We start from the raw sequence: 25926 nt of genomic DNA on the forward strand, positions 1-25926 counted from the left end.
TAGTAAAACTATTGAAATGCCGTCGAGCTACCAACTGTGGCTATTCTTCTACTGGCGCGGCAGTATGCCGCTGCCCAAGCAGGTAGAGCAAGGCAGCAGTTACAGCCAGGGCGCTCAGCGCGTGCACGAAGGGCAGATGGGCGGGCTCATTGGCGTACAGCCAACCGGCCAGCAGGGCCCCCAAGCCAATACCAGCTTCCAGGGCGATGTACATGGTGGCCACGGCCCGGCCCCGCCGCTCCGGGTGGCTCAGGTCTACGGTCCAGGCGTAGAGGGTAGGCGAATTCAGGCCCGTGGCTAGTCCGAACAGGATGGCCGAACCCAGGAACACCGGCGTTGAGGTCGCCAGCGCCATCAGGGCCAGTGACACCGCCATTAGGGCCGAGGAGCCAATGAGCACCGGCACGCGGCCGTAACGGTCGGAGGCCCGGCCGGCCAGCAGCCGCACCACCAGGGAAGCGCCGGTGTAACAGGTATAGAACAGGCCTTTGCTGCCGTGCGTGAGGCCTAGCAGGCGGCTTTGGTCGGGAATGACGGTGAGCACGGCCCCAAATGGAAACAAGCACAGCAGCGTCACGAGGGCCGGTTTGAGTACTCGCGGCTCCAGCACCTCGCTCCAATCAAGGCGCAGCAGGCTCCAGCGGAAAGGCTGGCGCTGGTCGGGAGGTAGGGTTTCCGTCATGGTGCCCTGCACCACCAAGCTCAGCAACGCCAGGCCCGAGGAGCAGTAGAACATCGTGTTTAGGGAAAACTGCTCGGCCAGGAAGGACCCTAGCATGGGGCCCGCGGCCATGCCCAGGGAGCCGGCTACCCCCAGCAACCCCATGGCCTCGCCACGGCGAGCGTACGGAATGATGTCGGCAATAAAGGCGGCGGTGCCCGTGGGCTTGAAGCCCGTGCTGAAGCCGTGCAGCAGGCGCAGTCCCAAAAATGCCGCCACGGTGGCCGTGAAAGGGTAGAAGAAGCCGCACACAAAGCACACTAATGAGCCAAACACCATTACCGGAATCCGGCCCACGGTATCAGCCAGCTTGCCGCTAAAGGGGCGCGAAAGGCCAGCCGTGAGCGTGAACAAAGCAATAATGAAACCCTTGTACTCGGCCCCGCCCAGGCGCGTGAGGTAGTCGGGCAGCTCGGGCAGCAGCATGTTGAAGCTCATGAAAAAGAGCAGCGACGAAAGGCACATCAGCCAGAAGCCGGGAGTGTACACCCGGGCGGGAGCAGTAGCGGAAGGTACAAGCATGGAAAGGCAAAGGTAGCCCCAGGAGTGCGGCCCGGCCCTACCAGAGGGTAAATATGCTGATACTCGCCGCGTTGCAAGCATGTGCAAGGACTGCACGCGAGAGCGAAAGCAAAAAGGCCAAAATTCTTTCGGAGAAAAATTCTCCACTAGCACCAACCAACCGTGTACCTTCGTTGTAGTACACCCATCACTTACACGTTATCAGGTATGGCACAAGACCAGCAGAATCAAGCCCAGAACGGCACCTCCGGCAACGGTACCGGGACGGCCGTCACCGGCGCCGGAACGTCGCATGACCAGCGTACGGCCGAAGGCGAAAATGCCCAGACCCTTACCACCCGCCAGGGCCACCCACTCACCAACAACCAAAACCTGCGTACCGTAGGCAACCGTGGTCCGGCTACGCTGGAGAACTACCAGTTTCTGGAGAAAATCAGCCACTTCGACCGGGAGCGGGTGCCGGAGCGGGTGGTACACGCCCGGGGCGCTGGTGCCCACGGTGTGTTTGAAGCCTATGGTAAGGTAGGCGACGAGCCCATTGAAAAGTATACCCGTGCCAAGCTGTTCAACACGGCCGGCAAGCAGACCCCAGTATTCGTGCGCTTCAGCACGGTAGGCCACGGCGGCCACTCGCCCGAAACCCTGCGCGACCCGCGCGGCTTCGCGGTGAAATTTTACACCGAAGACGGCAACTGGGACCTGGTAGGCAACAACCTGAAGGTGTTCTTCATCCGGGATGCCATGAAGTTTCCGGACCTGATTCACTCTCAGAAGCCTGACCCGGTGCACAACCGCCAGACCGGCGAGCGGATCTTCGACTTCATCTCGAACACGCCGGAGGCCATGCACATGGTGGCTTTCCTGTTCTCGCCTTGGGGCATTCCGGCTAACTACCGCCAGATGCAGGGCTCGGGGGTAAATACCTACAAGTGGATTAACGCCCAGGGCCAGGCCGTGCTGGTGAAATACCACTGGGAGCCGCTGCAAGGCATCAAAAACCTGACAGCGCAGGAAGCCGAAGCCATTCAGGCCAAGAACTTCAACCACGCTACCCAGGACCTGTTCGACAACATCAAGGCCGGCAACTTCCCCGAGTGGGAGCTGTGTGTGCAGATTATGTCGGATGATGAGCACCCTGAGCTGGACTTCGACCCCTTGGATGACACCAAGATTTGGCCCCAGGATCAGTTCCCCTTCCTGCCCGTGGGCAAAATGACCCTGAACAAGAACCCCGAAAACTACTTCGCCGAGGTAGAGCAGTCGGCGTTTGGTACCGGGGTGCTGGTCGATGGCCTCGATTTCTCCGACGACAAGATGCTGCAGGGCCGCACCTTCTCGTACTCGGATACCCAGCGTTACCGTGTGGGAACCAACTACTTGCAGCTGCCCATTAACGCGCCCAAAAAGCACGTGGCCACCAACCAGCGCGACGGCCAGATGGCCTACCACGTTGATACGGCTCCGGGCCAGAACGCGCACATCAACTACGAGCCCAGCAGCCTGAACGGCCTGAAGGAAGCCCCACGCACGGCTCCCGAGCACACGCCGCTCTATACTGGCCGCTTGGTTCGCCAGACCCTGGACCGTACCAACAACTTCAAGCAGGCCGGTGAACGGTACCGCCTGCACGAGGATTGGGAGCGTGACGACCTGATCAGCAACATGGTGGGTGCCCTGGCCGACGCTGACCGCAAGGTGAGCGACAAGATGGTGGAGCTGTGCACTAACTGCGACCCGGACTGGGGCCAGCGCCTAGCCGACGGCCTGCAGAAAGCCCGCAGCGGCAAGACGCCTGAAGGTGGCAACCAGTACAACCAAAGCAAAGCAGCCGACGCCGTGGCGCAAGCCGAAGCAGTAGGCCACGAAGCCAAGCCGTACTAACTAACACAAGTACCGTGACGCCATAAGAAAGGCTCCAACCATTGTGGTTGGAGTCTTTTTTTGTTCTCTCTGCTACACCTGAGGCATATGGGCGGCAGCATAGTAAACGGCTGACAGAATGGTAGCGAAGTGTACATTCTTGTTGCGTTCAGCGCCGGCGCGGCTTATGTGAAGCAGGAAGGGTGTTAGGGCGTCTGCGTGCCTGTTGAGTCGGTAGTGGTAGGTACGGAGACGTCGGTCGAATCGATTTCTTCGGCCGGAGGCGTGGTAGCAACCTGGTCTAGAGAATCGGCCATCATCTGCGTTTCCTGGTCTTCCGTGTCTTGCTCCAGCACCACCGTGTCCGGTTGAATGTCGGTAAGGGTAGGTGCCTGGGCTTGGAACGGTTCTTCGGCGTCGGAGGAGCGGTTGGGCCGAGCTTGGGTAGTGGGTTCAGGTTCAGAGCGGCGGCTTACCACGTGAACCAGACCCCACACGCCCAAGCCCCCGCCCAGAATAACCGCCGCTACGACGGCCACCCGGGGCCATTGCACCCGCCACGAAGGCCGGTCCAGTAGATTCCGCCCCGTATGCGGCGTAGGCCTAGGGGGCTGGGTGGCTGGGGTGGGAGCCGGGCGCAGCGCGGCGCGAGCTGGCGTAACGGGTGCCGCCGCAGGGGCAGCAGCTACCACTGCCGGGGCGGCTGGCGCGGGCTGCGCTTGCAGCTGCTGAATCAGGTGGCTTAGTTGCTGAATCCGGGCGTCCATCTCCTGGTTGCGCGTCGCCGACTCCAGTTGGGCTGCCCGGATGGCATCTTCCAGCAGGTTTTTCTCCCGGGTTTCGGTGGCTAAGCGCGCCTGCAGGGCTGCTACCTCAGCCGCCGCGTTTGGAGGCTGGGTCAGCTGGGCCCGGAGCTGCTCAATGCGGTGCTCCCGCTCGGCTTCGCGGGCTTCCATTTCCTGGCGCTGCTGGGTTAGCTCGGTGCGCACTTGCTGGCTGAGTTGCTCCAGACGCTGCATTTCCTGCTGGCTGGCCGCTACCGCCTCGGCCGCCGAGCCGTAAGGGGCATCGTGCGGAATGTCCTCGGCCCCAAGCCAGCGCCACAGTTGCCGGGCTTTCTGCTCCCAGTAGTTGCCCTCGCCCACGGGCGGCTCGTTTTCCGGAGCTTCCGCTGAAGCCGGGGAAATGGTCAGCGTCTGAATCCAGGCCAGCAGGTCGTCGGCTGCAAAACTGATTTCTGGGTTGTGCAGCTGGCGCAGGCGGCGCGGTAGCTGGGCCAGGGCGCTGAGCAGCTGAAAGTTCTCGGCTCCGGGCTGACGACGCAGGTAGGTTTCCACGCCGGGCCCAAACTGCACAGGACCAGCAAACAATACCAGCCCGGTAATTAGCTCCGGAGGCACTGCCGGCGTGGGAAGCTGCCCACTCAGCCAGGTAGCTACGGCCTCTTGCTGGCGCAAAAACTGCTCGAAGGGATTGGCCGCGTGCTCGTCGCCCTGAAGCAGGTAGGGGCCCAGCTGCCAAGCGCCTTCCTGCGAAGGGGCAATATCTAACAGGCCTCCTTGGGGTACAAACAGCAGCACCGTAATGCTGTGCGGGCGCACCACCAGCGCGTCCACTACCTCGCCTTCTACCTCGAAGTTGCCGAGCAGAATGGTAGGGAAGGTAGTGGGCTCCGCTTCCAAGGCAGCCTGCACGGCTTCGTATTGCGCTCGGCGCGCTGAATCATCGAAAGAAGAGAGTAGAAGGCTATGCAGCATGGGAAATGCAACTAGGCTGCTGATAACGCAAGCCGAACCACTAGGTACGCAAAGCAGCTGATTTGTGCCGTAAAGTAACGTGCTGCCGCTTCTGTTAGCCTCCTTTGTGCTGCTCCTGCTGAGCTGGGCGGCTACCTCAACACTATACCGCTTGCTGAAATCACCCGTACACTTTCCTGAAACCACCTACGCACGACCATGCCCCTCCACGAACAACTCGACAAGAAGCTAAGCAAGATTTACGAGCCCTCCGCTACCATCAACGACGTGTTCAAAGGCTACGACATCACCTTTCTAACCAATGAAAACGGGGAGCCAGTCACCCTATTCTTCGGCAAGCGCCGCCCCGATGGCAAGATTGTAGGCGAGCGGTTCACGCGCACCATCAAGCGGGAGCCGGGCAGCATGGTAGTAAAGCACAGCCATTGGGACAACCAGGGTAAGATCATGAATGCGTGAGGCCCGAGCCTGAACGGCAGCCGGCTACTTCTGAGCGGCTTGTATTTCGACCAATAACGTACTGGCTTCTTCCGCTGGCTCCTGCTCGGCCTGGGCCAACCGCAGGGCCTCTTGAACCACGGATAGGGCCTGCGTTTCCTGGTGTAGCAAATGCAAAACCTGGGCGTACAGCAGCGTGTTTTGGTAGTCTTTCTGCCGCTGCAGAAGCAAGGGCAGTAGTTCCGCTACCAGCTGTAACGACTCCTGCTCACGTGCTGGGCCCTGTTCCTTGCCAAAGTACTTTACGTAGGTAGCCGTTTTGCGCAGCGTGTATAAATCGGCGTGCGGACTCTGGGCAAAACGCAACGTAGCCCGCGCGTAAGACACCCAATTGCGCTGGCCTTCCAGGAAGTTAATGGTTGCTAAGCTATTGGCGCGGACAGTGTCAGGGAAGCTGGCCAACACTAGTTGCCTTACCCGGCGGAGTGTTGCGGTATCATTGGCCCGCCCGGCCGTAAAAGCCATGTTGGTAAGTGTGCGTTCCGCCTTCTTCTGAATTTCAAGCGACTTGTACCACGGCTGGAACAGGTCCTGGTGCTGGATCAGAAACAAGTCGGTTCGTGGGCTGGCGTGCGTATAGATGTAGCGCAGGTTTCGCTCGGAGCGGAGCTGTTTTGCCGATTGGGTAGCCAGGTATTCGTCTATCACCTGGGCCTGCAGGTTCTGTTTCTGGGAGGAGGAAGTAAGCGCCGTGCTGTAGGCATACAGCGTTCTGACCGAGCGGTTGCCGGCGTTGTATCGGCGCTGAAGGGTATAGAAAGCCTGTTTCGGGTGAAAGGCTGCCTGGCCATCAGCAATAAACTCGGCCGCGGGCTTAGCGCCTAAGCTGCGGTGCAGGGGCTTTCCCGTAGCATCGAAGTACAGATAGGTAGGAAAGGAAACGATATCGTGGCACTTGGCAAAAGCCGTGTCAGCGGTAATATCCACCTGGTAAGAGACGAACGTAGCGTTGTAGTATGCGGTAGCGCTAGATTCCCGGAAAGTAGTAGCAGCCATTTCCTGACAGAAATGGCATTCGGGGGAGTAAGCGTACACAAAAATGGGCTTGCGTTCATGTTGGGCCTGCGCCAGCACCGTTTCCCACGAAGTGTTCCGGAACGATATGCCTTGGTTTTGGGCCTGAGTAAGGCCATAGCAAAAGCAGAGAAGGATAGTGAGCAGCAGGACTTTCATCTTAATAAATAAATGAATAACAGACAGATAGTGATTGTAACGGCTGAAATATAGAGGTTAACCGTTGTTCTGCCAAAACGGCGGCCTCGGCACTTCGGCGCGGAGTGTGACGTATAGCCCATCTATGGCTCGTTCTGATTCGTTTCTCTCCACTATATCGGCCAAAAAGCCGCGTCCCGATGGCAAGCCCAGTCTGACGGTAAAAGAGCGGTTTTCGGCTCTTAAAAATCTGCCGGAGTTTCTGCGCCTGATCTGGCAGACCAGCCCGGCGCTTACCCTAGGCAACGTGGGGCTGCGCCTACTGCGGGCGGCTCTGCCAGTAGCCATGCTCTACGTGGGGCAGCTCATCCTCGACACGGTAGTGCAGCTGAGTCGGCAGCCAGCCTCCGAGCGGATTCTTACGCCGGTTCTCACCCTGGTAGCCCTGGAGTTTGGGCTGGCCATTCTTTCGGATGCGCTGGGACGCGGCGTGGCCCTGCTGGACTCCTTGCTAGGTGACCTGTTTGCCAACCAAACCTCGGTGCGGCTTATGCAGCACGCGGCCGAACTGGACCTCGACCAGTTCGAGGACAGCGCCTTCTACGACAAGCTGGAACGAGCCCGCCGCCAGACGTTGTCGCGCACGGTGCTCATGGCCCAGGTGCTCAGTCAGGCCCAGGACTTCATTACCATGGTTTTTCTGGCCGTAGGCCTCACGGCGTTCAACCCTTGGCTGCTGCTGTTGCTGCTGGTGGCGGTGGTGCCCGCCTTCCTGGGCGAGTCGCACTTTAATGAGCGTAGCTACTCCCTGGTGCATGGTTGGACGCCCGAGCGGCGCGAGCTGGACTACCTGCGCCAAACCGGTGCTTCCGATGAAACGGCCAAAGAAGTCAAGATTTTTGGCTTGTCGGGCTTTCTCATTGACCGGTTCCGGACGCTGTCAGATCAGTTTTACCAGCAGAACAAGTCCCTGGTGATGCGCCGGGCGGGCTGGGGCGCTTTCTTCGCAGCGGTGGGGGCAGGCGGTTACTACGCCGCCTACGTCTACATCATCAGCCAGGCCGTGCGCGGGCAGATTTCCATTGGGCAGCTCACGTTTCTGGCCGGCTCGTTTGGCCGCATGCGCGGGCTGCTGGAAGGCATTCTGAGCCGCTTTAGCTCGGTAGCAGAAGGGGCCCTTTACCTGCAGGACTTCTTCGACTTTTTCCACCTCCAGCCCCGCATCCGCCGCGACGAAACCCAGCCGGTGCGGCCGTTTCCGCATCCCATTCGGGAAGGCTTCCGGTTCGAGAACATGGGCTTTAAGTACCGCAACGCCGAAAAATGGGCCCTGCGTAACCTCAACTTCACGCTGCAAGCCGGCGAAAAACTGGCCCTAGTTGGCGAAAACGGGGCCGGCAAAACAACCCTGGTCAAGCTCCTGTCCCGGCTCTACGACCCCACTGAAGGTCGGATTTTGCTTGATGGCTACGATTTGCGCGAGTATGATCCGGCCGAGCTGCGTCAGGAAATCGGAGTGATTTTTCAGGATTTTGTGCGTTTCCAGCTGCCGGCGGGCCAGAACCTGGCCGTGGGCCGCATTGAGCAGAAGGACAATCAGCCGCGCATTGAGCAGGCCGCCGCTCAAAGCCTAGCCGATTCCGTCATTGCCAAGCTACCCCAGGGCTACGACCAGATGATTGGCCGCCGTTTCAATGGCGGCGTAGACTTGAGCGGGGGCGAGTGGCAGAAAATTGCCCTGGGCCGCGCCTACATGCGCGACGCTCAGCTACTTATCCTCGACGAGCCCACCGCCGCCCTTGATGCCCGCGCCGAATACGAGGTGTTCCAGCGCTTTAAAGACCTAACCCAGGGCAAAACCGCTGTGCTTATCTCGCACCGCTTCAGCACCGTACGCATGGCCGACCGGATTCTGGTTATTGAAAACGGACAGTTCGTGGAAATTGGGAGCCACCAAGAACTGCTGGAGCGTGGCGGCCGCTACGCTGAGCTGTTTCAGCTACAAGCTGCTGGCTACCAATAGAATAAGTGAAGTATATTTGACTTCAAGAGCATGCTAATTTAGCAGTAGCTTGCTGATAAACAGCACTAGGGTTTTTGACTGAATCGTAAAAGTAAATCTCATGAAAATGCACTTGCTTATACTAGGTTTCCTGCTGTCATGCAGTAGTGCTTTTGCTCAGAAAAACGCTATGATAATTCGTTTATCAGAAATAGAAATTTACCCAAAATATCTTGAAGAATACAAGAGTATTCTCAGAGAAGAATCGCGCGCATCCGTAAAATTAGAGCCAGGTGTTATTTCAATTTATCCAATGTATCAGAAGAGTGATTCTACACAGGTAAGAATACTAGAGATATACGCTAGCAAAGAAGCTTACCAGGCGCACTTAAAAACACCTCACTTTCAAACATATAAAACTACAACACTCAATATGGTTAAATCCTTAAAGCTTGTCGATATGGAAGCCATAGACCCAGAAACTATGTCTGAAGTGTTTCGAAAGATGAAAAAGTGAGATCTGTGATTTGTGTAGCTATTATTAGTCTAAATGATTATCTTATAAGTAAATATTAATTGTATGTTGTAAATCGAACTAAGTAAACAATGTAACTAATCAGACCGTCATGCAGAGCGCAGCGAAGCATCTCGCGTGCTGACGACTGCAACGATACCATGCGAGATGCTTCGCTGCGCTCTGCATGACGGTCTGGTTATGCTTAGGAATGTTATTTTATATGATATAATTAAATAACGATATAAAGAGTCTGTACTCCTGTATTTGTTGAAAAACAAGTATTGTCTATTTTGGAATTATTAGAATAGTGAATAGCCATTCTAGTACGCGGCGTATTATGGTTGCTGCGTCTACCTTGCTGCGCATGAACCATACCTTTCAACTGCTAGCCGACTTATCTGCCGAATCTGACCAAAGCACGTTGGCGGAGTTGCTGCACCAGGTATTTCCCGATACTCCTACTGCCGAGTTGGCTGCCGAATTGCAGTACCAGCAGAATCGGCAGCCCGTGCAAGTCTGGTTGGCATGGGCCGAGGAACAACTAGTAGCCTGCAAGTTAGGCTACGAACGAAAACCCGGGCACTACTACAGCTGGCTGGGCGGCGTGCACCCGGACTTCCGGCGGCGGGGGTTGGCCCAGGAGCTAATGCAACGGCAGCACGCCTGGTGCCAGCAGCGCGGCTACCGTTCCATCCGAACTCAGACGCTGAACCGCTGGCGGGCCATGCTGCTGCTGAACCTGCATGCCGGCTTCGATATTGTAGGAACGGTGCAGGGCGAGCGGGGCCTGACGCTCGTGCTGGAGAAAAGTATTCTGCCGGCTGAAAGCCGCGGATTGTAACGGCCGCGGGGTTTTGGAACCCGACCCATAATTTTAAACTAACTAGCAGTAGACAAGCGCACTAGGTTTCGTATTTTAGGGCTGCGATGCTTTAACTTTTCTGGGCCTATGAAACTGCTTGTTACTCTGCTGACCAGCGGCAGCCTATTGCTGTCGGGGTGCCTTATGTCGCGGGAGGCGCGCGTAGAATCCGATTACAGCTACGCCGGCCAGTTCCGGCATTATCGGACCTACGAGTTTATCAGCGGGGATGGAATCAACTCCGACTCCAGCCGGCTGGGCGAAGCCGTCCGCGACGCCATTCGCACGCGCATGAAGATTCAGGGGTACCGCCCCACCCGCCGCCGCCCCGACCTGCTAGTGAACTTCCGCTTATTTGAGGGAGATATGCGCTTTCGGGGTTACAGCCAAGATGACTTCACGAAGTGGGTGCAAAACGGCAACACGGAAGATGAGGACACCCCCAAGGACGCCCGCAAAGGCTACCAGCCCGTGCGGTTACTCCTCTCTGAAGGCACCCTACTAGTTACCCTGATTGATAACCGCACGAACCGGGCCGTGTGGAATGGCTATGCTTCGGGCGTGAGCGTACCGTCTGGCCCGCAGGGTGAAATCGTGCTTCGCCGTTCCGTGCGGTCTATCTTCGACCAATACCACGTATTCACGGCTGGCTACCTACAGGGCAATAATGCGGCTGAGGAAGGCAACTAAACAACCCGCAGGAGGCTGCTCATGCGCGTTTGTTACGGCGCTAAAATAACGCCAACCCTGGTAGCCAGATCGTGTGAACAGTCAGGGCTTATAAAGTATATCAGCACGTCATGCCGAGCCGGAGGCGAAGCATCTCGCATGAAGTCGTCTGCTTGTTATTGCAACGTCAGCCCGCGAGATGCTGCGCCTCCGGCTCGGCATGGCAGAACCCCAGCAAAACTATTAACATACCCCTCGTGCTACTACCCAAGCGGCCGGTTGCGTTCCTGAATCAGCTCAGCGGCAATGCTGATGGCTATTTCTTCGGGCGTACGGCTATGGATGGGCAGGCCGATGGGAGCGTGCACCCGCGCCAGCACGTTCTCGGGTACGCCTTCGGCCCGTAGCGTGGTTAGCAGCTCCTGAATTTTGGCCGCGCTGCCCATTACGCCCACATACCGCACCCGCCGCTGCAAGAGCTGCCGCAGTGCTATCAGGTCGGTGCGGTAGCCAAAGGTCATCAGCACCACGTACTGCGCGGAGCCCTCCGGGATTTCCTGGGCCAGTCTTTCATAGGATATCGTGCGCTTATGATGCGCAAAAGGGTTTTGCAACTGGGTGTTTAGCCCGGGCCGGTCGTCAAGAACGGTCAGCTCAAAATTCAGGGTAGCCAGCACCCTGGACAAGGCCAGCCCTACGTGCCCAGCCCCCACAAGAATGGCGTGGTCGCGGAAGCCGAGGCGCTCGGTGTACTGCCAATCGGGGCCGTTGCTGGTAAAGTGAAAGTCGGCGACGGACGTAGTGGGATGCAGTTCCAGCCCCCGGCCGGCCGAAAGCTGCAGCTGCCCGCCCGCGTGAGTGCGCAGGGCGCGTACTGTACGTTCCAACGTTTCTAGGTCGGCTGCCCGGAGCGGAAAAACGAGCACCCACTGCTCGCCAGAGCAAATAAGCCCGGAGCGGTTCGCGGGAGCTTCTTTCCGATGAATCTGGTGGCGCAGTACAGGTTTCGCCTCAGGAGTAACGAGCAAGGTACGGGCCAGCTCCACGAACTTGTGCTCCATAATACCTCCACCAATAGAGCCAACCAGCATATCGGCCGTTACCGCCATCTTGAACCCCTGCCGGCCGGGGCTGCTGCCTTGGCTGTCAAGCACGCAGAGCAGTGCTACCCCTACCTGCTGCCGCAGGCAGGCGGCCGCGTGCTCCCACACCGGCAAGTCGCGGGGAACGGAGGCGAAGGAAGCAGCAGCAGAAATCATTAGGGTGGAAAAAGTACAGAAAATAGGAGCAACCAAGCAGCGGCCGCTCTAGAGCCAGGCGGCGCTGAGGGCGTAGTACACGGCCATTACCCCGGAAAATACTGCGCTAACTACAAAGCGCCACTCCGCCGATACTCGGTTCTGGATGTAGTAATTTACCACCAGCGAAACCGGAATATTCAGCACAAACGAGCGGGTAGCCAGCGGCACCAGGTCCCAGGTAATCTGCTCCGGCTGGCCCGAAAAAAACCGGAGAAACACGTAGTGGCGGGCAATCCAGAGCGGATTAAAGTAGGCCAACGACAAGGCCGCCCGCATCCATTTGGCGCTTAGGCTGGCGGAGGCGCTGGCGGGAATGCGCTGGTCGAGCCAGCGGAAATAGGCGGGCACTTCCCAGGAATAGAGCAGGCCCCCAACCAGGGCCATGCCCAGCAGGCGGCCCCAGGAAAACTCGTGTAGTAAAAGCGCCGCGGCCGTGTCGCCGGCGGCGTAAATCAGGAATCCACGGAGGTGGTTGCGTAGTTGGGTTGAGCGAGTGAGGTCCAAGCGGCGGGGGTACTAGGGGCGTCGGGGTACAGATTAAGAAGAACTTTTTCGGGCGTCATGGGGGCCGAAAAAGGCAAAGGAGCGTCGGGGCGGAAGGCTCGCACGGCGTCGCGCAGGGCGAAATACGCACCGATGCCGTACATGAGCGGCGGTTCGCCCACGGCTTTGGAGCGCAGCACGGCCCGCGGGTGGCCGGGCGTATCCAGAAAATGCACATCCAGCACTTTAGGCGCCGAATACAGGTCCGGGATTTTGTAGGAGTTCAAAGAGTTGCTTAGCAGACGGCCTTCCTCGTTATACACGAGCTCCTCCAGAGTCATCCAGCCAATGCCTTGCACGGCGCCGCCCTCAATCTGCCCCCGGTCGATGGCTGGGTTGAGGCTCTGGCCGAAATCGTGGGCAATGCGCACGGCCTCTACCTCATAGGTGCCGCGCAAACAGTCAACCCGCACGGTGGTCAGGGCCGTGCCGTATACGTGGTAGGCGAAGGGGTAGCCCTGGTTCGTGTCGGCATTGAAGTGCAGGTCAGGGGTAGCGTAGTGCGCGTTTTCCGACAGGCTGATGCGCTGCCAATACGCCGCCGAAACCAGTTTCTCCCAGGTTGAGTCGGCGGGCCGGCCAGCGGCCAGCACCTGCTCGTTCTCGATGTGTAGGCCTTCGTAATCCAGTTTCAGCTCGGTGGCCGCTAGGCGGAGCAGCCGCTCGCGCAGAGCTAGGCAGGCCAGCTCAGTAGCTTTGCCGTTGAGGTCGGCGGTAGCGGAGGCGGCCGAGGGCGACGTGTTGGCGACTCGGGTAGTATTAGTGCTTTCTACCTTGATGCGGCTCTCGGAGATGCCCAGCGTGCGGGCCGCTACCTGCGCAATTTTGGTGTTCACGCCCTGGCCCATTTCTACCGCCCCGGTGCTCACGCCCACGGAGCCATCGGTGTAAATGTGCACCAACGCCCGGGCCTGATTCATGGCCGTTTTGGTAAAGGAAATGCCAAAGCAAATGGGCATCACAGCCAGGCCCTTCTTCACCAGCTTATGCGCCCGGTTGAACTCTTCCACCTCGCGGCGCAGGGTAGGCAAGTTGTAGAGCGTAGCAGCCGTGTCCCAGGCCTGCTCGGCGTGGCAGCCTTCGGTGGGCTGGCGGTACGGAAACAGGTCGCCCTCGCGCAGCAAATTGCGGCGCTGTATCTCGCTGGCGGCCAGGCCCAGCTGCTCGGCGGCGCAGGCAATGGCCGACTCAATAACGAACATGCCCTGCGGCCCACCGAAGCCCCGAAAGGCCGTGTTGGGCGGCAGGTTGGTGCGGCAGCTGTAGGCCGTAGCCGTCACGTTCGGGATGAAGTAGGTATTGGTGGCGTGGAACAGGGTGCGCTCCAGCACGGCCGGGGAAAGGTCGGCGGCGGCGCCGGCATTCTGGAAGAAAGTCGCCTCATAGGCCACAATCTTCAGGTCGGCATCCAGCCCGATTTTAAAGTCGGAGGAGTAGGGGTGGCGCTTGCCGGTCATGCGCATGTCGGCCATGCGGTCCAGCACCAGCTTCACGGGGCGGCGGACCACGAAAGCGCCCAGGCCAGCCAGAGCGCCCCAGGGCGTGGCCTGGTCTTCCTTGCCGCCGAAGCCGCCCCCGAGACGGGTAACGTCGACCTCCACTTGGTGCATGCCTACCCCCAGCACGCGCGCGGTGTGGCGCTGCACGGCCGTGGGACCCTGGGTAGAGGACACGATGCGCACCCCGCCCATTTCCGTCGGGAAGGCGTAAGCGCCCTGGGTTTCAATGTACAAGTGCTCCTGCCCACCCGATTCGGCCACGCCCTCAAACACGTGCGCGCACCCGGCCCAGGCGGACCCGGAGTCACCGAGGCGAAAGGTACGGGGCGGCACAATCAGCTCGCCCTGGGCGGCGGCGGTGCGCGGGTCAACGGTCACGGGCAGGGGCGCAATGTCTAGCCGGATGTGGGGCAGGGCGGCCTGGGCGGCGTGTTCTGATTCGGCCAGCACCAGGGCCACCGGCTGGCCCCGGAAGTGCACGTGCCCCTCGGCCAGCAGGGGCTCATCGGGCACGATACCACCAATCTGGTTTTCGCCCGGAATGTCCTGGGCCGTGATGATGCGCACCACGCCGGGCTGCTGCAGCGCGGCCGCTACATCAACGCTCAGCAGCTGCCCATGTGCCACCGGCGACTCTACCACCGCCGCGTACAGGGTGCCGTGCTGCACCGGAATATCATCGAGGTACTGAGACTCGCCGCGCACGTGGCGGGCCGGATCGAGGTGGTTCATGGACGGTGAAATAGTGAATGAGTAAGGCAGTGAATAAGTGACTGAGTAAAGTAGATCAACCAGCTGTCATCCCGAGCCTGCGAAGGACCTTGCTACGGCAGCACGATAATCGGTACAACGACATGTTCACGCGCGGTAAGATCCTTGGGCTACCGCCTCAGAATGATTGATCTACCTCACTCAGTCACTCATTCACTATCTCACCAAAGTGGGCGGTGAGCAACTGCCGGAGCAGCAGGCGCTTGTAGTGCTCGGTGCCGCGCACGTCGCTGATGGGGCTGATTTCCTGTTGGGCCAGCGCCAGGGCTTGTTGCACCGTCTCGGCCGATAGAGGTTGGCCCGCCAGCCACTCGCTGGTGCGGCGCAACAGCAGCGGAATGGGCCCCACGCCGCCGGCCGACAGCCGCGCCTCCCGGATAACGCCGTCTTGAATCCGCAGCCAGGCGGCGGTATTTACGCTGGCAATATCCAGGTGAGTGCGCTTCGATACTTTCTCGAAGTTGAATACATCGGTGGGGGTAGGGGCCACAAACCGGATTTCCCGCACCTGCTCGTCGGGGGCTTTGGCCAGCTGCTTGTAGCCCTGGTACAACTCCGCCAGCGGCAAGCCTCGGCGCTGACCCGTGGCATTTTCCAGTTCGATTTCAGCGCCCAAAGCCAGAAACAGAATAGTCAGGTCGCCGATGGGAGAGGCGTTAATGAAGTTGCCCGCCACGGTACCCATCTGCCGAATAGGAGTGCTGCTGACCAGCTTCAGAAAGCGGGGCAGGGCCGGCAGCGCCGCCAGCATCACCTCCGACTCCAGGAGCTGCTGGGCCGTGGTGGCGGCTCCCAGCACTATGGTGCCTGCCTCCGTGCGCCGGATGCCGCGCAGGGCTGGCTGGTTGTACAGCAACTCCACCGGCACGGCGCGCACCTGCTCCGGGCGCTGCACCAGCAAATCGGTGCCGCCGCCTAGCAGTTGGGGCCGGGTTTCGGCTTGGCCAGCGGGCCCGGTTGGCGCTGGGGTAGGCGTTGCGCCGTTGCCGTGCGCGGCTAAGTCGCGCAGAGTGGCAAGTTTGCCGGGCATGTCGGCGAAGTAGGAGGGCACGAAGCCTTGGGCCGCTAGCCAGGGTAGGGAGGTAGCCGCCGGGCGCTGGGTTAGCTGCTCCTGCAAGTGCTGAGCGGCCCGTTCTAAGCTTTTGTAGCCGGTGCAGCGGCAGATGTTACCGTCCATGGCCGCCCGCACCGATTCTGGAGTGCTGGGCTTGGGGCTAAGGGCGTGGCCAGTCAGGGACATGACGAAACCCACGGTGCAAAAACCGCACTGGGAGCCGCCTTCCGCCACAATAGCCTGCTGCACGGGCGTAAGCGCGCCGCGCGCCGCGTTAATGCCCTCCACCGTTACCACGTGCTTGCCATGAGCATTGCCGAGCGGAGTCAGGCAGGAGGTCATCGACTGGTAGCTGATTATATCGGCGCCCGGCGTCAGCTCTCCTACCAGCACCGTGCAGGCCCCACAGTCGCCTTCGCGGCACCCAATTTTAGTACCCGTCAGGTGCTGGTTGTAGCGCACAAAATCCAGCAGGGTACTACCAGCAGGCTGGGTGGTTTGGATGAGCTGGTTGTTGAGATAAAAGTGGAGCATAGAGGCACCGAAAGCTAGAAACGGACAGGAAAGTTACGGTTTTTTGGCCGGTGGTGTAACATTACGGTAACAGGGTGGGCAGTATTCGCGCAGGTAGTTGAAGCTGGTGTTTCGAGCGGCGCGAGCTCAGTTTCGGCCCGCGCCGCCGGCTCTACACCCTGGCTGTGGCCAAAGCGCAGGGAGCGAAGAAGAGCGGCAGAAACCCGTAGCGAGTCAGTGTTCCTCATGCTTGCGTTCTACCTCGGGCTCTTTTGTCTACTTTCGGCTTGGTTTTGGCCCTGAGCCAGCATTCGTCGCGTCTAGCCTTTCTGCCCTATGTATTTTTTCTCCTCCTTCCGCTCCGCCCTGAGCCTGGCCGCCGGGGCCAGCCTGCTGTTTTCCGCCTCCTGCACTGCCCCGCGCGCCATCGTGAGTACGGGTAAGGTAACGCCCCGGGGCGAGTTCCGGGTGGGCGGCAACGTTTCTTTTAACGCTCCTACCCAAACCATTGGCAAGGTAGGATCAACCCTAAAATCGGCCGCCGAGAACCTGGCCAATAAAGCGGCTAACGACACCGTAAACTACAACCAGACGGTAGAAAAGCTGCAGGTGGCCGCCATTGCCTACGCCCTCGACCCAGTGCGGCCATCCTCCGACCTCTACCTGCGCTACGGGGTTGTCGAGCGCATCGATGTGGGCTACAAATATGCCTTCGGCTCCCACGTTTTCGACGCCATGTATCAGTTTATGGGCCCCACGGGCACGCCTGAAAATCCCGGCAGCCGGGAGGCGGGCGCCACCTACGGCAGCATTGGCCTGCAGTACGCCACGCAGCGGGCCAAGCTGCCCAACATCCCGTTTCTGGATGATGTGAACACGCTCCTCGGCTTCAAGGCTACCCGCCACGATGTGCTGGTGCCACTGGTATTTAGCAAATCCTTGGGCGTGGAAGAGGAAATTGGGGCTATTTCCTACGGGCTGGTGTACGCGCATACGTTTCTACGCTACGGACTCACGCCGGGCAACCTTTACAACGGCCCCGGCAGCAGCTACGTGACGGGCAAAGTGCCGGAGCTGCCCACGGCCCGGCGCAACTTCAGCTCCTTCGGGGCCTTCTTTAATGCCAAGTTGGGCTACCGCTACGCCTACGTCATTCCGGCCCTTTCGGTGTACTACCAGAACTACGGCGAGTTCCAGCTGCTGAACAACAAAACCACCAAGCTCAGCGGCTTTACCTTCATTCCGAGCCTGGGCCTGCAGTTCCGTGTGCCCTCGGGCCGCCGCTAACGGCCTTATGGCGCACAAAAAAGCCTGGCCTACTGGTCGGGCTTTTTTGTGCACAACTCATCGGCGCCGCTTCCCTACCTCTACCCCGGTTGCAGTACTTTCGCTGCATCATATTAGGAGTTACGCAATGAATATTCTGTACGGAGTGCCCGGCGAAGGGCTGGGCCATGCCACCCGCAGCAAAGTAGTAATCGGTCACCTGCTCAGCCAGGGCCACAACGTGTGCGTGGTGAGCAGCTCGCGGGCCTACCACATGCTAGCGGCCAACTTTCCCGGCCGGGTTCACGAAATCCGGGGTTTCCACCTGGCCTATAAAGACCTGACGGTGTCTAAGTCGCGCACGGCGACGCTTACCCTGCGCTCAGCCCCTGAGAACCTGCGGGTGAACTTTCGCAAGTACCGGGAGCTACTCTGCGACTTCGAGCCCGAGGTGGTTATTTCCGATTTCGAGTCGTTCAGCTTTCTGTTTGCCAAGTGGAAGGGCCTACCCGTTATCAGCATTGATAACATGCAGATTATCAGTCGAGCCCAGCTAGATGTGCCGGTGCCGCCCCAGGAGCGGCAAAACCTGGCCCTGGCCCGGCAGATTGTGCGGGCCAAGCTGCCGGGCAGCCGCCACTACCTAGTTTCCACCTTCTTCCGCCTGCCCCTGAGTAAGGAGCGCACCACGCTGGTAGCGCCCATTCTGCGGCCCGAGGTGCTGGCGCTCCAGCCCACGCGCGGCGCTCATGTGCTGGTGTATCAATCGGCTACCACCCAAAAAGACCTCATTGCCCAATTGCAGCAGCTGCCCGACCAGGAGTTTCGGGTATACGGCTTCAACAAAGAGGAAAACCACGGCAACGTGCAGCTCCGGGCTTTCAGCGAGCAGGGCTTCCTAGAAGATTTGGCCAGTGCCCGCGCCGTAGTAACCAACGGGGGCTTTTCCCTGATCAGCGAGGCCGTGTACCTGCACAAGCCCATCTGCGCTGTGCCCATTCCGGCGCAGTTTGAGCAGTTTCTGAACGCCGCCCAAGTGCAAAAGCTCGGTTATGGCCGCCACTTCGACGCCATTACCCCCGACAACCTGAAGGCGTTTTTGTATGATATCAACCGCTTTGAGGCCGCGCTGAGTACCTACGCGCAACAGGGTAATGAGGAGCTGTTCGAGGCCCTGGAACACGTGCTGGCCAAGGTGCTGGTGGAGCCGTAAGCCAGTGCTTTTGCGCTGTTATTTCGCGCGCAGGAAGAATCCGGTTCAGCTTCTTAACCATTAACCCCGATTCCTCCCGGCACTCGGAATGACAACTGGGCTGATTTCGGCTGTTCCGATATAAACTCACCACCCGAAAAACCCATGTTGTGCCGCGCCAGGGTTCTATCTTGCGGCTTCTAGTTCTTACCCTCGAATTTGGAATGACACTACTTGCACGCTGGCAGCAGTTATTGGGCATTCGTCCTGAGGAAGGCCGCACGGTGGGGTTGTTCTTTCTGCACAACTTCCTGCTGGGCATCGGTACCATTCTGGTGTACGTTTCGGCCAACGTCATTCTGCTGGAAAACCACCCGGAGCGCAACTTGCCCCTGGCCTACGGCGCGGCTGCCGTGCTCATGATTGCAGCCGGCAAACTGTACGCCCATTTTGAGCACCACCTGGGGCTGCAACGGGTAGCGGTGCGGGTGCTGCTGGCCGTGGTAGCCCTCACAGCCGTGCTGGGTGTGCTGGTGGCGGTGGGCCACTCCGTGTTGGCCGCCGTAGTGATTATGGCGGGCTACCGCGTGATTTACCTGCTGACTAACCTGGAATTCTGGGGGGTGTCGGCGGTGGTGTTCGATGTGCGCCAGGGCCGGCGCCTGTTCAGTGTCATCAGCTCCGGCGACATGCCCGCCAAGGCCCTCGGGGCCGTGCTAGCCATCCTGATTCATCATCATACGGAGCTGTTGTGGCTGCTACTGACTGCTTTTGGAGCTTACATGGGCGCTCTGCTGGTGTTACAGCAAACCAACCGCTCCCATTTAGTAGAAGCTCGCTCGGCGGCCCGCGCCCTGCGCACCGAAGCCGTGGCCCCGCGCCTGCAGCGCTGGTTCGGGAGCAGCCGCTTGGTCCTGACGATGTGCCTGAGCATGCTGGCGCTGGCGGCCGTTACTACGGGCATTGAGTACTCGTTTTTTGTGAATGTAAAGCACCGCTTCCACGACCAAGCCCTGGTAATGCGCTACGTGGGCGGCGTGCTGGCTGTGGCCTATCTGCTGGCCCTGGTGGTAAAGCTGCTGCTAACCGGTCAGGTACTGAATAGGGTAGGGGTGCGCGGGGTGTTACTGGCCCTGCCGGCAGTGCTACTGGCTGGCTTGGGTCTGTTTGGCCTGCTGCCTTCCGCCGCACCCGATACGTTGGTGTTGTATTTCTGCGGCCTGTTTATCACGCTGGAAGTGCTGCGCCGCGCCGTCTTCGATCCGGTGTTTCTGGTGCTGTTTCAGCCTCTGCCCGCAGCGGAGCGCCTCGAAGCCCATACCCTGGCCAAGGGCTTGTATGAGCCGCTGGGCATGGGGTTAGCTGGGGTGCTGCTGTTTCTGCTGTCCAACCAGCGCGGCCTTACCTTCGGCTGGATGGGCCTGCTGGTGCTGGTGGCTCTGTTTTTTCTGCACCGCACTTACGGCCACTACCTGGCTGAACTGCAACATGCCGTTAGTCGCCGGTTTGGCGCGGCGGAAGATGGATTGGACATCAAGGAGAAAGCGCCCCTGAATGGAACCCAAGCGGTAGTAACTTCCGCGGATATTCAGCTGCACATTGCGGCCCTGGCCGATAAAGCAACCCGCGCGGCAGCCACCGACACTCTGCTTACTTTGGGGGAGCAGGCCCTGCCGGAGCTGCTGGCAACCTTGCAAACCAGCACCGATGAAACGACTATCCGGCGGGTAGCGCAGTTGTGCGGGCACTTGCGGCTGCCGGCCAGCCGGCGGGGGCTGGTAACACTGGCCCGGCAGCCCCACCTGTTCCGGCGCGAGGCGGCATTGCGGGTTCTGCGGGGCTTTGCGCCAGCCCCCGCCGATGCGCCCATTTTTCAGGCCCTCGTACAGGAGGAATTGCGCCTCGCCCAACAGCTGCTCCACGGCCTGGCCGCCACCCACGACAAAGCCGTGCGGGCCAGCCTGGATTACGAGGTAGCCCGCGTGCAGCAGCGAATGTTCGGGTTGCTCCAGCAGTTGTACCCGCCCCACCTCATTGCTGATGCCCAGCGCGGCGTAGCTCACGCTACCCGGGAGCGGCAGGCCAACGCCCTGGAGGTACTCGACAACCTGATTCCGCGGCCCGTGTACCAGGGCCTGCAAATCCTGTTGGAGGTAGCCACCGTCGCGGAAAAAGCCCGCGCTTTTGATGCCTTGCTGGGCCCGCCCGCCGCTCCGCAGCCCTTGCCCATCACCATTATCCAGCGGGGAGAAGCCGCCTTCACCGACTGGACCATCAGTTTGGCTTTGCAACACTGGCAGCCCACTGCCGCCACGACAACGCTGCTGCTACCTCACCTGCACACCCCTAACCTGCTAATCCGGGAAACGGCGCTGGGCGTGCTGGCCAGGCTGGCCCAGCAGCAACCCGCAGCGCATACGCACTTATTGGCCCATCACCCTGACCTTGCCTCTTCGCTTATGAGCCATTCCGCTACTACCACCGCGCATATACCGGCCACTGAGCGGGTAGCCGTGCTGCAGCGCACCGCCTTATTTGCGGCCACCCCGGCCAACGTGCTCAGCAGCATTGTGCCCATCATGAAGGAGGTGGAGTTTGCGGCGGGCCACCAGATTTTCGCCAAGGGCGACCTGGGTACTTCGCTTTTTATTGTGCACGAGGGCGAGGTAGGCATCTTTACTGGCTCCCAGCAGCTGGCTACCTTCCGCAAGGGCGAATTTTTCGGTGAGCTGGCTCTGTTAGATGCGGAGCCTCGCTCGGCCTCCGCTGTAGCGCAAACTCCGGTGGTAGCCTTCCGCCTAGATCAGGAAGACTTTTACGACGTGATGGAGGAGCGTGGCGAAGTGCTACGTAACATTCTGCGCGTGCTCTGCCAGCGCCTGCGCCTGCAAAACGAAAAGGTGCAGGCCTGAGGAGAGCAGTGCTTAGGGCTTCTGCCAGAACGCAGCCGCATTGCTGGTGGCGTAGGTGGTAAGGGTGGTCTTATTGACTTGCATAGCCCTGAGCGGCTGTGGTTTGGCGCTGAGCGGCACCAGCCGGATGTACTCGATGCGCTTGCCGTCGGCGCGGGTTTCGGCGTTGTACTCGCTGCTCACGGGCGTCTCTAGCTGGTAGAGATTTTTGGCCATGTAGCTGTACAGGTATTCCTCCTTGGTCGTGGTTTGCTTGTGGTTCCAGTTGGCGGTGGGGTTTAGCAGCAGGGGCTTGCCGTTGAGCAGCCGCTCACGCACTTCCTCAATGCTGAGCAGATTGCCTTGCTCGTTCATCACGTAGGCGTCGTGGGTAGGGTCCATGTACAGCCACTTCTGCTGGCTCACGGAGTACACCGAGTTGATGACGTGGCTATCCACATCGGCCGTGTCTTTGGGCAGGCAGCCGATAAAGCGGGCCTTGAAGCCCATGGCCAGGTAGGCCTCGTTCAGTACCGTGGCCAGACCCCGGCAGTTGAGCCCGCGCTTTTCCCGCTGGCAGACCGTAATGAAATCCTGGGCGTTGCGCAGGCGCGGGTTTTCGTGGTTGCCGTCGTGGGGCACCAGCTCGTGCACCCAGTGCATCAGGTTAATCATCTGCGATACGTCTGTGCCGGCGCCCGCAATCGAGTCTAGCTTATACGTTTTGCGCAGCTGAGCCAAGTGCGCTTCTCCGGCGCTTTGGTAGCGGAAAGCCGGTAGCGCGGGGCCGCCCTGGGTAGCGTAGCCCTGCGTTTGTTGCAGAATGTAGCGGTAGTCGCCCTTCTCCCGCACGGCCAGCAAAGCCCGCTGAAACCTTTCGTCCGCCCGGATAAAATCAAGGTCAGTATCGGAACTAGCGTGGGCGTAGTTCTGATAGCCAGCTGCCACGGCGCCCTGAAACTTGGCTACCGCGGTGGCCCGGTCTTTGGCCAGGGAATTATAGCAGGCTTCGTTATAGTACAGGTTGGCCTTCAGTCCGCGGAACTCCTGCTTGGTAGGTTGGGGTAGAGCATCATAGGCCTGGTGCCACTGCCCGTACAAAACCAGCGCCTGCTGATACTGTTTGGCGGCCGTCAGGGGCTTGATTTTGGCGTGCATCCCGGCCGAGTACGCCTGGAACTCTTGGGGGGTAGTAGCCTGCTGGGCCCGCAGCCCCGAGCCACCTAGCAGCAAACCAAGCAGTACGATTAAGAAGCGTTTCATGCGCAATATTCTATAAGCGAAGGAAATAAGTAAGTAAAGGATGAGCCCGTTTCGGCATCAATTGCCTGCCGCCTTCGAATATAAATATTTAGGTAATACTACACCGACGTCGTCCTGCTAGCATTGGAAAACCTGCTGGCAGGACAACGTCGGCGCAAGAACCGGAAAGGGCTAGGCTACCACCTCGTAAATCATGACGGGCTGGGCCTTGTTCTTCAGGGTTACTTCCTTGATGGGCCGGCACTGGAACGACTCGCGCAGGTGCTGGTAGGTAGCCTCCGTAACAATTACCTGCCCGGGCTGGGCCACGGACTGCAGCCGCTGGCTGACGTTGACATTATCCCCGATAACGGTGTAATCCAGGCGCTTAAGCGAGGCTGAGCCGATGTTGCCCGATACCATTTCGCCGGTGTTGATGCCAATGCTGACCTCGGGTTGGTAAGCCTGGCCGTTGGGCAGGGTATGCTGGTTGGCCTGCACCACGGCGCGCACGGCCAGAGCGGCGTCCACGGCGCGGTCGAGGTGGTATTCGCCCCGGAAAACGGCCATGACGGCGTCGCCCATAAACTTGTCTACGTAGCCGCCTTGGGCAATAATTTCCTTCACCATCTGGTCGAAGTAGGTATTGAGCATGGTTACTACGGCCGAAGCCGGCAGTACTTCCGAAAGCGAGGTGAAGCCGCAGATGTCGATGAAAACTACCGTGGCTTCCACCGTTTCGCTGGCCATGAGCGTGTTCTCAAAATCGGGGCGGCCGACGAAGTTGAGCACCGTCTCGTCCACGTACATCTTCAGAATGTTGTTTTCCTGGATGGCCCGTAGGGTTTGGCGCAGCTGCTGCACGTGGTGGGCCGTTTTCTCCATGGTTACTTCCAGGTCCTGAAAATCCACGGGCTTCGTGACAAAGTCGAAAGCGCCCCGGTTCATGGCCGTGCGGATGTTTTGCATGTCGCCGTAAGCCGATACCATGACCGTTTTCAGCACCGGGTTGGTTTCCTGCAGCTTGGTAAGCAGCGTAAGCCCGTCCATCACGGGCATGTTGATGTCGGAGAGGATGATGTCCAGATCGGGGTGGTTGCGCACGCTGGTCAGGGCTTCCTCCCCATTGCTGGCAAACACGAATTCGTACACATTCTCCCGGATCTTACGCCGAAATTTCTGCTTGATGAGAAGCTCCAAATCGGCTTCATCATCCACAACCAGAATCTTAGTTTTCATGGCTAGCCAGTACGAGAAGTTTGTCCTTGAGGGCCGCAAAATCTACGGGCTTGGTCAGGAAGTCGCTGGCGCCCAGGGCCAGGGCCTGCTCCCGACTTTCCGTGTCGCCGTAAGCCGTAATCATCATGACCAGGGGCGAGGCGGGAGGTGGGGGCGCGGTGTACTCTTGCTTGATGTGCTTGAGCAGCTCCAGGCCACTCATGCCGGGCATGTTGATGTCGGACAGAATCAGCACTACTTCTGAGGCGTGCTCGTGCAGGTAGGTCAGGGCTTCCTCGCCGGAGTAGGCAAAGGAAAAGGACAGCACCCCGCTACGGATTTCCCGCCGGAAGCGCTGCTCAAATAGCGTCCGCACGTCGGTCTCGTCGTCTACAACCAGTATTTTCATCGGAAACAAAGCTAGCAGAATCGGGAAGGAGGGAAGCCGCCGCGCGGGCCTAGGCCGGCAGCGTGATAATAAACGTAGTGCCGCTACCCTCGGTGGTTTCTACCGTGAGCGTGCCGCCGTGGCCTTTCGTGATGATGTCGTAGCTCAGGGAAAGGCCCAGGCCCGTGCCCTCACCCGTGGGTTTGGTAGTGAAAAATGGCTGGAATATTTTGTCTACTACGGCCCGCGGAATACCCATGCCGTTGTCGCGCACCTGTACTTCTACGTCGCCGTTGGGCAAGTGGCGCGTGCTCACCGTCACGATGGGGGAGTAGCCGGGCTGGTTAAGCTCCTTGCGTTTCTGCACGGCATAAAACGCATTGGTAAACAGGTTGAGCAATACCCGCCCCACGTCCTGCGACACAGCTTCTACGGTTCCAAGGTTGGGGTCAAAGTTCGTGACGAGGGTAGCGTTAAAGCTCTTGTCCTTGGCCCGCAGGCCGTGGTAAGCTAGGCGCAGGTACTCGTCGGCCAGCCCGTTCAGGTTGGTGGCTTGCCGCTCGCCGGTGCTGGCCCGGCTGTGCTCCAGCATGCCCCGCACGATGCTAGCGGCGCGCTGCCCGTGGTGGGTGATTTTCAGTAGGTTTTGCTTCAGGTCAACGAGCAGTTCGGCTTCCAGCTCCGGGTCGCGGGTAGGGCGCTGCTGTTCTTCTTCCAGCTCCGTTATCAGCTCTGCGCTAACATCAGAAAAGTTAGTGACGAAGTTGAGCGGGTTCTGAATTTCGTGGGCAATGCCGGCGGTCAGCTCGCCTAAGGAAGCCATTTTCTCGGCTTGAATAAGTTGGGCCTGAGTGGTTTTTAGCTCCGTCAGGGCCTCGCGCAGTTCTTCGGCTTGTTGGGTGAGGGTAGCGGTGCGCTCGGCAACTAGCCGTTCCAGCTCCTGGTTGTGGGCCGCAATCAGCTGCCGGGCTTTTTCCTCTTCTTCCCGCTCCAACCGCTCCTTTTCCAACTGCTTTTTCTGGCTGCGGGCAATGAGCAGGAACGTAAACAACCAGATAAAGGCAAAGCCCTTGGAGTTTTCAAACGTGTCGTCGTACTCCTCCAGAATGCTGCTGCTCAGGGCCGGGAGCAGCAACTCCAGAACCGAATACAGCACGAAAGGAGCCACGGCCAGCAGCAGCGTACGGGCGGGCCGGTAGTGGCGCAAATTGCTCAGGATAACTGTTACGACCCCCAGCACAAAGAGCATATACAGCTCATCCAGCTGGTCGGACTTCCAGTGCACCGCCCGCGCCACCACGAACAGGGCCAGGCCCGGGGCCCAGATCCAGTTGAGCAGGCGGTTGATGCGAGGCAGCCGGGTAGGTAAATCCAGAAACCGGCGCAACCCGCGCGCGATAAACAACGCCACCACCACGCTCAACAACACGTCCGCATTAAGATCCATGGGCAAAAGCAGTTCGGAGAGGGCCGGAAGAGGGGTGAAAG

20 protein-coding genes are annotated in these 25926 nt (G+C 59.6%); 9 read left to right on the plus strand and 11 right to left on the minus strand.

Annotated elements, in window-relative coordinates; all coding sequences use genetic code 11:
* Positions 1-40 precede the first annotated feature (40 nt).
* Entirely contained in the window at positions 41-1243 is a 1203-nt protein-coding gene (locus MWH26_RS02510) for an MFS transporter (protein WP_247975914.1), read from the minus strand.
* A gap of 207 nt (positions 1244-1450) precedes the next feature.
* On the opposite strand from MWH26_RS02510, the gene MWH26_RS02515 reads away from it, so the two are divergent.
* Complete coding sequence (locus tag MWH26_RS02515) at positions 1451-3124, plus strand: catalase (RefSeq protein WP_247975915.1); 1674 nt, start codon at positions 1451-1453, stop codon at positions 3122-3124.
* Between the two features lie 185 nt (positions 3125-3309).
* On the opposite strand, the gene MWH26_RS02520 is transcribed toward MWH26_RS02515, so the two are convergent.
* A complete protein-coding gene (locus tag MWH26_RS02520; RefSeq protein ID WP_247975916.1) occupies positions 3310-4860 on the minus strand; it encodes a hypothetical protein in 1551 nt (516 codons plus the stop codon).
* A gap of 198 nt (positions 4861-5058) precedes the next feature.
* Between MWH26_RS02520 and MWH26_RS02525 the strand changes: the two genes are divergently transcribed.
* Positions 5059-5319 (plus strand): hypothetical protein, encoded by a 261-nt coding sequence (locus tag MWH26_RS02525; RefSeq protein WP_244695069.1) that lies wholly within the window; start codon positions 5059-5061, stop codon positions 5317-5319.
* Positions 5320-5343: 24 nt separating this feature from the next.
* On the opposite strand, the gene MWH26_RS02530 is transcribed toward MWH26_RS02525, so the two are convergent.
* The gene (locus MWH26_RS02530) at positions 5344-6531 is read right to left on the minus strand and encodes a thioredoxin family protein (protein ID WP_247975917.1); all 1188 of its coding nucleotides are present in this window, start codon (positions 6529-6531) and stop codon (positions 5344-5346) included.
* Between the two features lie 124 nt (positions 6532-6655).
* Here MWH26_RS02530 and MWH26_RS02535 point away from each other — a divergent pair, with 124 nt between their 5' ends.
* From MWH26_RS02535 to MWH26_RS02550, 4 genes are all read left to right on the plus strand, one after another.
* On the plus strand, positions 6656-8533 hold the full coding sequence (locus MWH26_RS02535) for an ABC transporter ATP-binding protein (RefSeq protein ID WP_247975918.1): 1878 nt from the start codon (positions 6656-6658) through the stop codon (positions 8531-8533).
* 100 nt (positions 8534-8633) lie between these two features.
* Positions 8634-9029, plus strand: a complete 396-nt coding sequence (locus MWH26_RS02540) for a putative quinol monooxygenase (protein ID WP_244695074.1) — start codon at positions 8634-8636, stop codon at positions 9027-9029.
* A gap of 364 nt (positions 9030-9393) precedes the next feature.
* Positions 9394-9870, plus strand: coding sequence for a GNAT family N-acetyltransferase (locus MWH26_RS02545; RefSeq protein WP_247975919.1), 477 nt, complete (start codon positions 9394-9396; stop codon positions 9868-9870).
* Positions 9871-9978: 108 nt separating this feature from the next.
* Positions 9979-10581: a DUF4136 domain-containing protein gene (locus MWH26_RS02550; RefSeq protein ID WP_247975920.1), complete on the plus strand. Its 603-nt coding sequence runs from the start codon at positions 9979-9981 to the stop codon at positions 10579-10581.
* A gap of 242 nt (positions 10582-10823) precedes the next feature.
* On the opposite strand, the gene MWH26_RS02555 is transcribed toward MWH26_RS02550, so the two are convergent.
* From MWH26_RS02555 to MWH26_RS02570, 4 genes are all read right to left on the minus strand, one after another.
* Positions 10824-11819: an XdhC family protein gene (locus MWH26_RS02555; RefSeq protein ID WP_247975921.1), complete on the minus strand. Its 996-nt coding sequence runs from the start codon at positions 11817-11819 to the stop codon at positions 10824-10826.
* 48 nt (positions 11820-11867) lie between these two features.
* A complete protein-coding gene (locus MWH26_RS02560; protein ID WP_244695081.1) occupies positions 11868-12365 on the minus strand; it encodes a hypothetical protein in 498 nt (165 codons plus the stop codon).
* Positions 12314-14635 carry a xanthine dehydrogenase molybdopterin binding subunit gene (locus MWH26_RS02565; RefSeq protein ID WP_247975922.1) on the minus strand — a complete coding sequence of 774 codons (2322 nt, stop codon included), beginning with the start codon at positions 14633-14635 and terminating at the stop codon, positions 12314-12316. The genes MWH26_RS02560 and MWH26_RS02565 overlap by 52 nt, the downstream gene beginning before the upstream one ends.
* A gap of 184 nt (positions 14636-14819) precedes the next feature.
* On the minus strand, positions 14820-16262 hold the full coding sequence (locus tag MWH26_RS02570) for an FAD binding domain-containing protein (protein WP_247975923.1): 1443 nt from the start codon (positions 16260-16262) through the stop codon (positions 14820-14822).
* 315 nt (positions 16263-16577) lie between these two features.
* Here MWH26_RS02570 and MWH26_RS02575 point away from each other — a divergent pair, with 315 nt between their 5' ends.
* The 3 genes from MWH26_RS02575 to MWH26_RS02585 all read left to right on the plus strand — a co-directional run bounded on the left by MWH26_RS02575 (position 16578) and on the right by MWH26_RS02585 (position 21611).
* The gene (locus MWH26_RS02575; protein ID WP_247975924.1) at positions 16578-17528 is read left to right on the plus strand and encodes a hypothetical protein; all 951 of its coding nucleotides are present in this window, start codon (positions 16578-16580) and stop codon (positions 17526-17528) included.
* Positions 17529-17655: 127 nt separating this feature from the next.
* Positions 17656-18720 carry an MJ1255/VC2487 family glycosyltransferase gene (locus MWH26_RS02580; RefSeq protein ID WP_247975925.1) on the plus strand — a complete coding sequence of 355 codons (1065 nt, stop codon included), beginning with the start codon at positions 17656-17658 and terminating at the stop codon, positions 18718-18720.
* Positions 18721-18923: 203 nt separating this feature from the next.
* Positions 18924-21611, plus strand: a complete 2688-nt coding sequence (locus MWH26_RS02585; protein WP_247975926.1) for a cyclic nucleotide-binding domain-containing protein — start codon at positions 18924-18926, stop codon at positions 21609-21611.
* A 12-nt stretch (positions 21612-21623) separates the two neighbouring features.
* Here MWH26_RS02585 and MWH26_RS02590 read toward each other — a convergent pair whose 3' ends face one another.
* From MWH26_RS02590 to MWH26_RS02605, 4 genes are all read right to left on the minus strand, one after another.
* Positions 21624-22853, minus strand: a complete 1230-nt coding sequence (locus MWH26_RS02590; RefSeq protein WP_247975927.1) for a TPR end-of-group domain-containing protein — start codon at positions 22851-22853, stop codon at positions 21624-21626.
* Between the two features lie 171 nt (positions 22854-23024).
* Positions 23025-24071, minus strand: coding sequence for an adenylate/guanylate cyclase domain-containing protein (locus MWH26_RS02595; RefSeq protein ID WP_247975928.1), 1047 nt, complete (start codon positions 24069-24071; stop codon positions 23025-23027).
* Positions 24061-24459, minus strand: a complete 399-nt coding sequence (locus MWH26_RS02600; protein ID WP_247975929.1) for a response regulator — start codon at positions 24457-24459, stop codon at positions 24061-24063. Before MWH26_RS02600 ends, MWH26_RS02595 begins: the two co-directional genes overlap by 11 nt.
* Before the next feature lie 49 nt (positions 24460-24508).
* Positions 24509-25885: an ATP-binding protein gene (locus MWH26_RS02605; protein WP_247975930.1), complete on the minus strand. Its 1377-nt coding sequence runs from the start codon at positions 25883-25885 to the stop codon at positions 24509-24511.
* Positions 25886-25926 lie beyond the last annotated feature (41 nt).

It is taken from the genome of Hymenobacter sublimis, assembly GCF_023101345.1.
Taxonomy (GTDB): Bacteria; Bacteroidota; Bacteroidia; order Cytophagales; family Hymenobacteraceae; genus Hymenobacter; species Hymenobacter sublimis.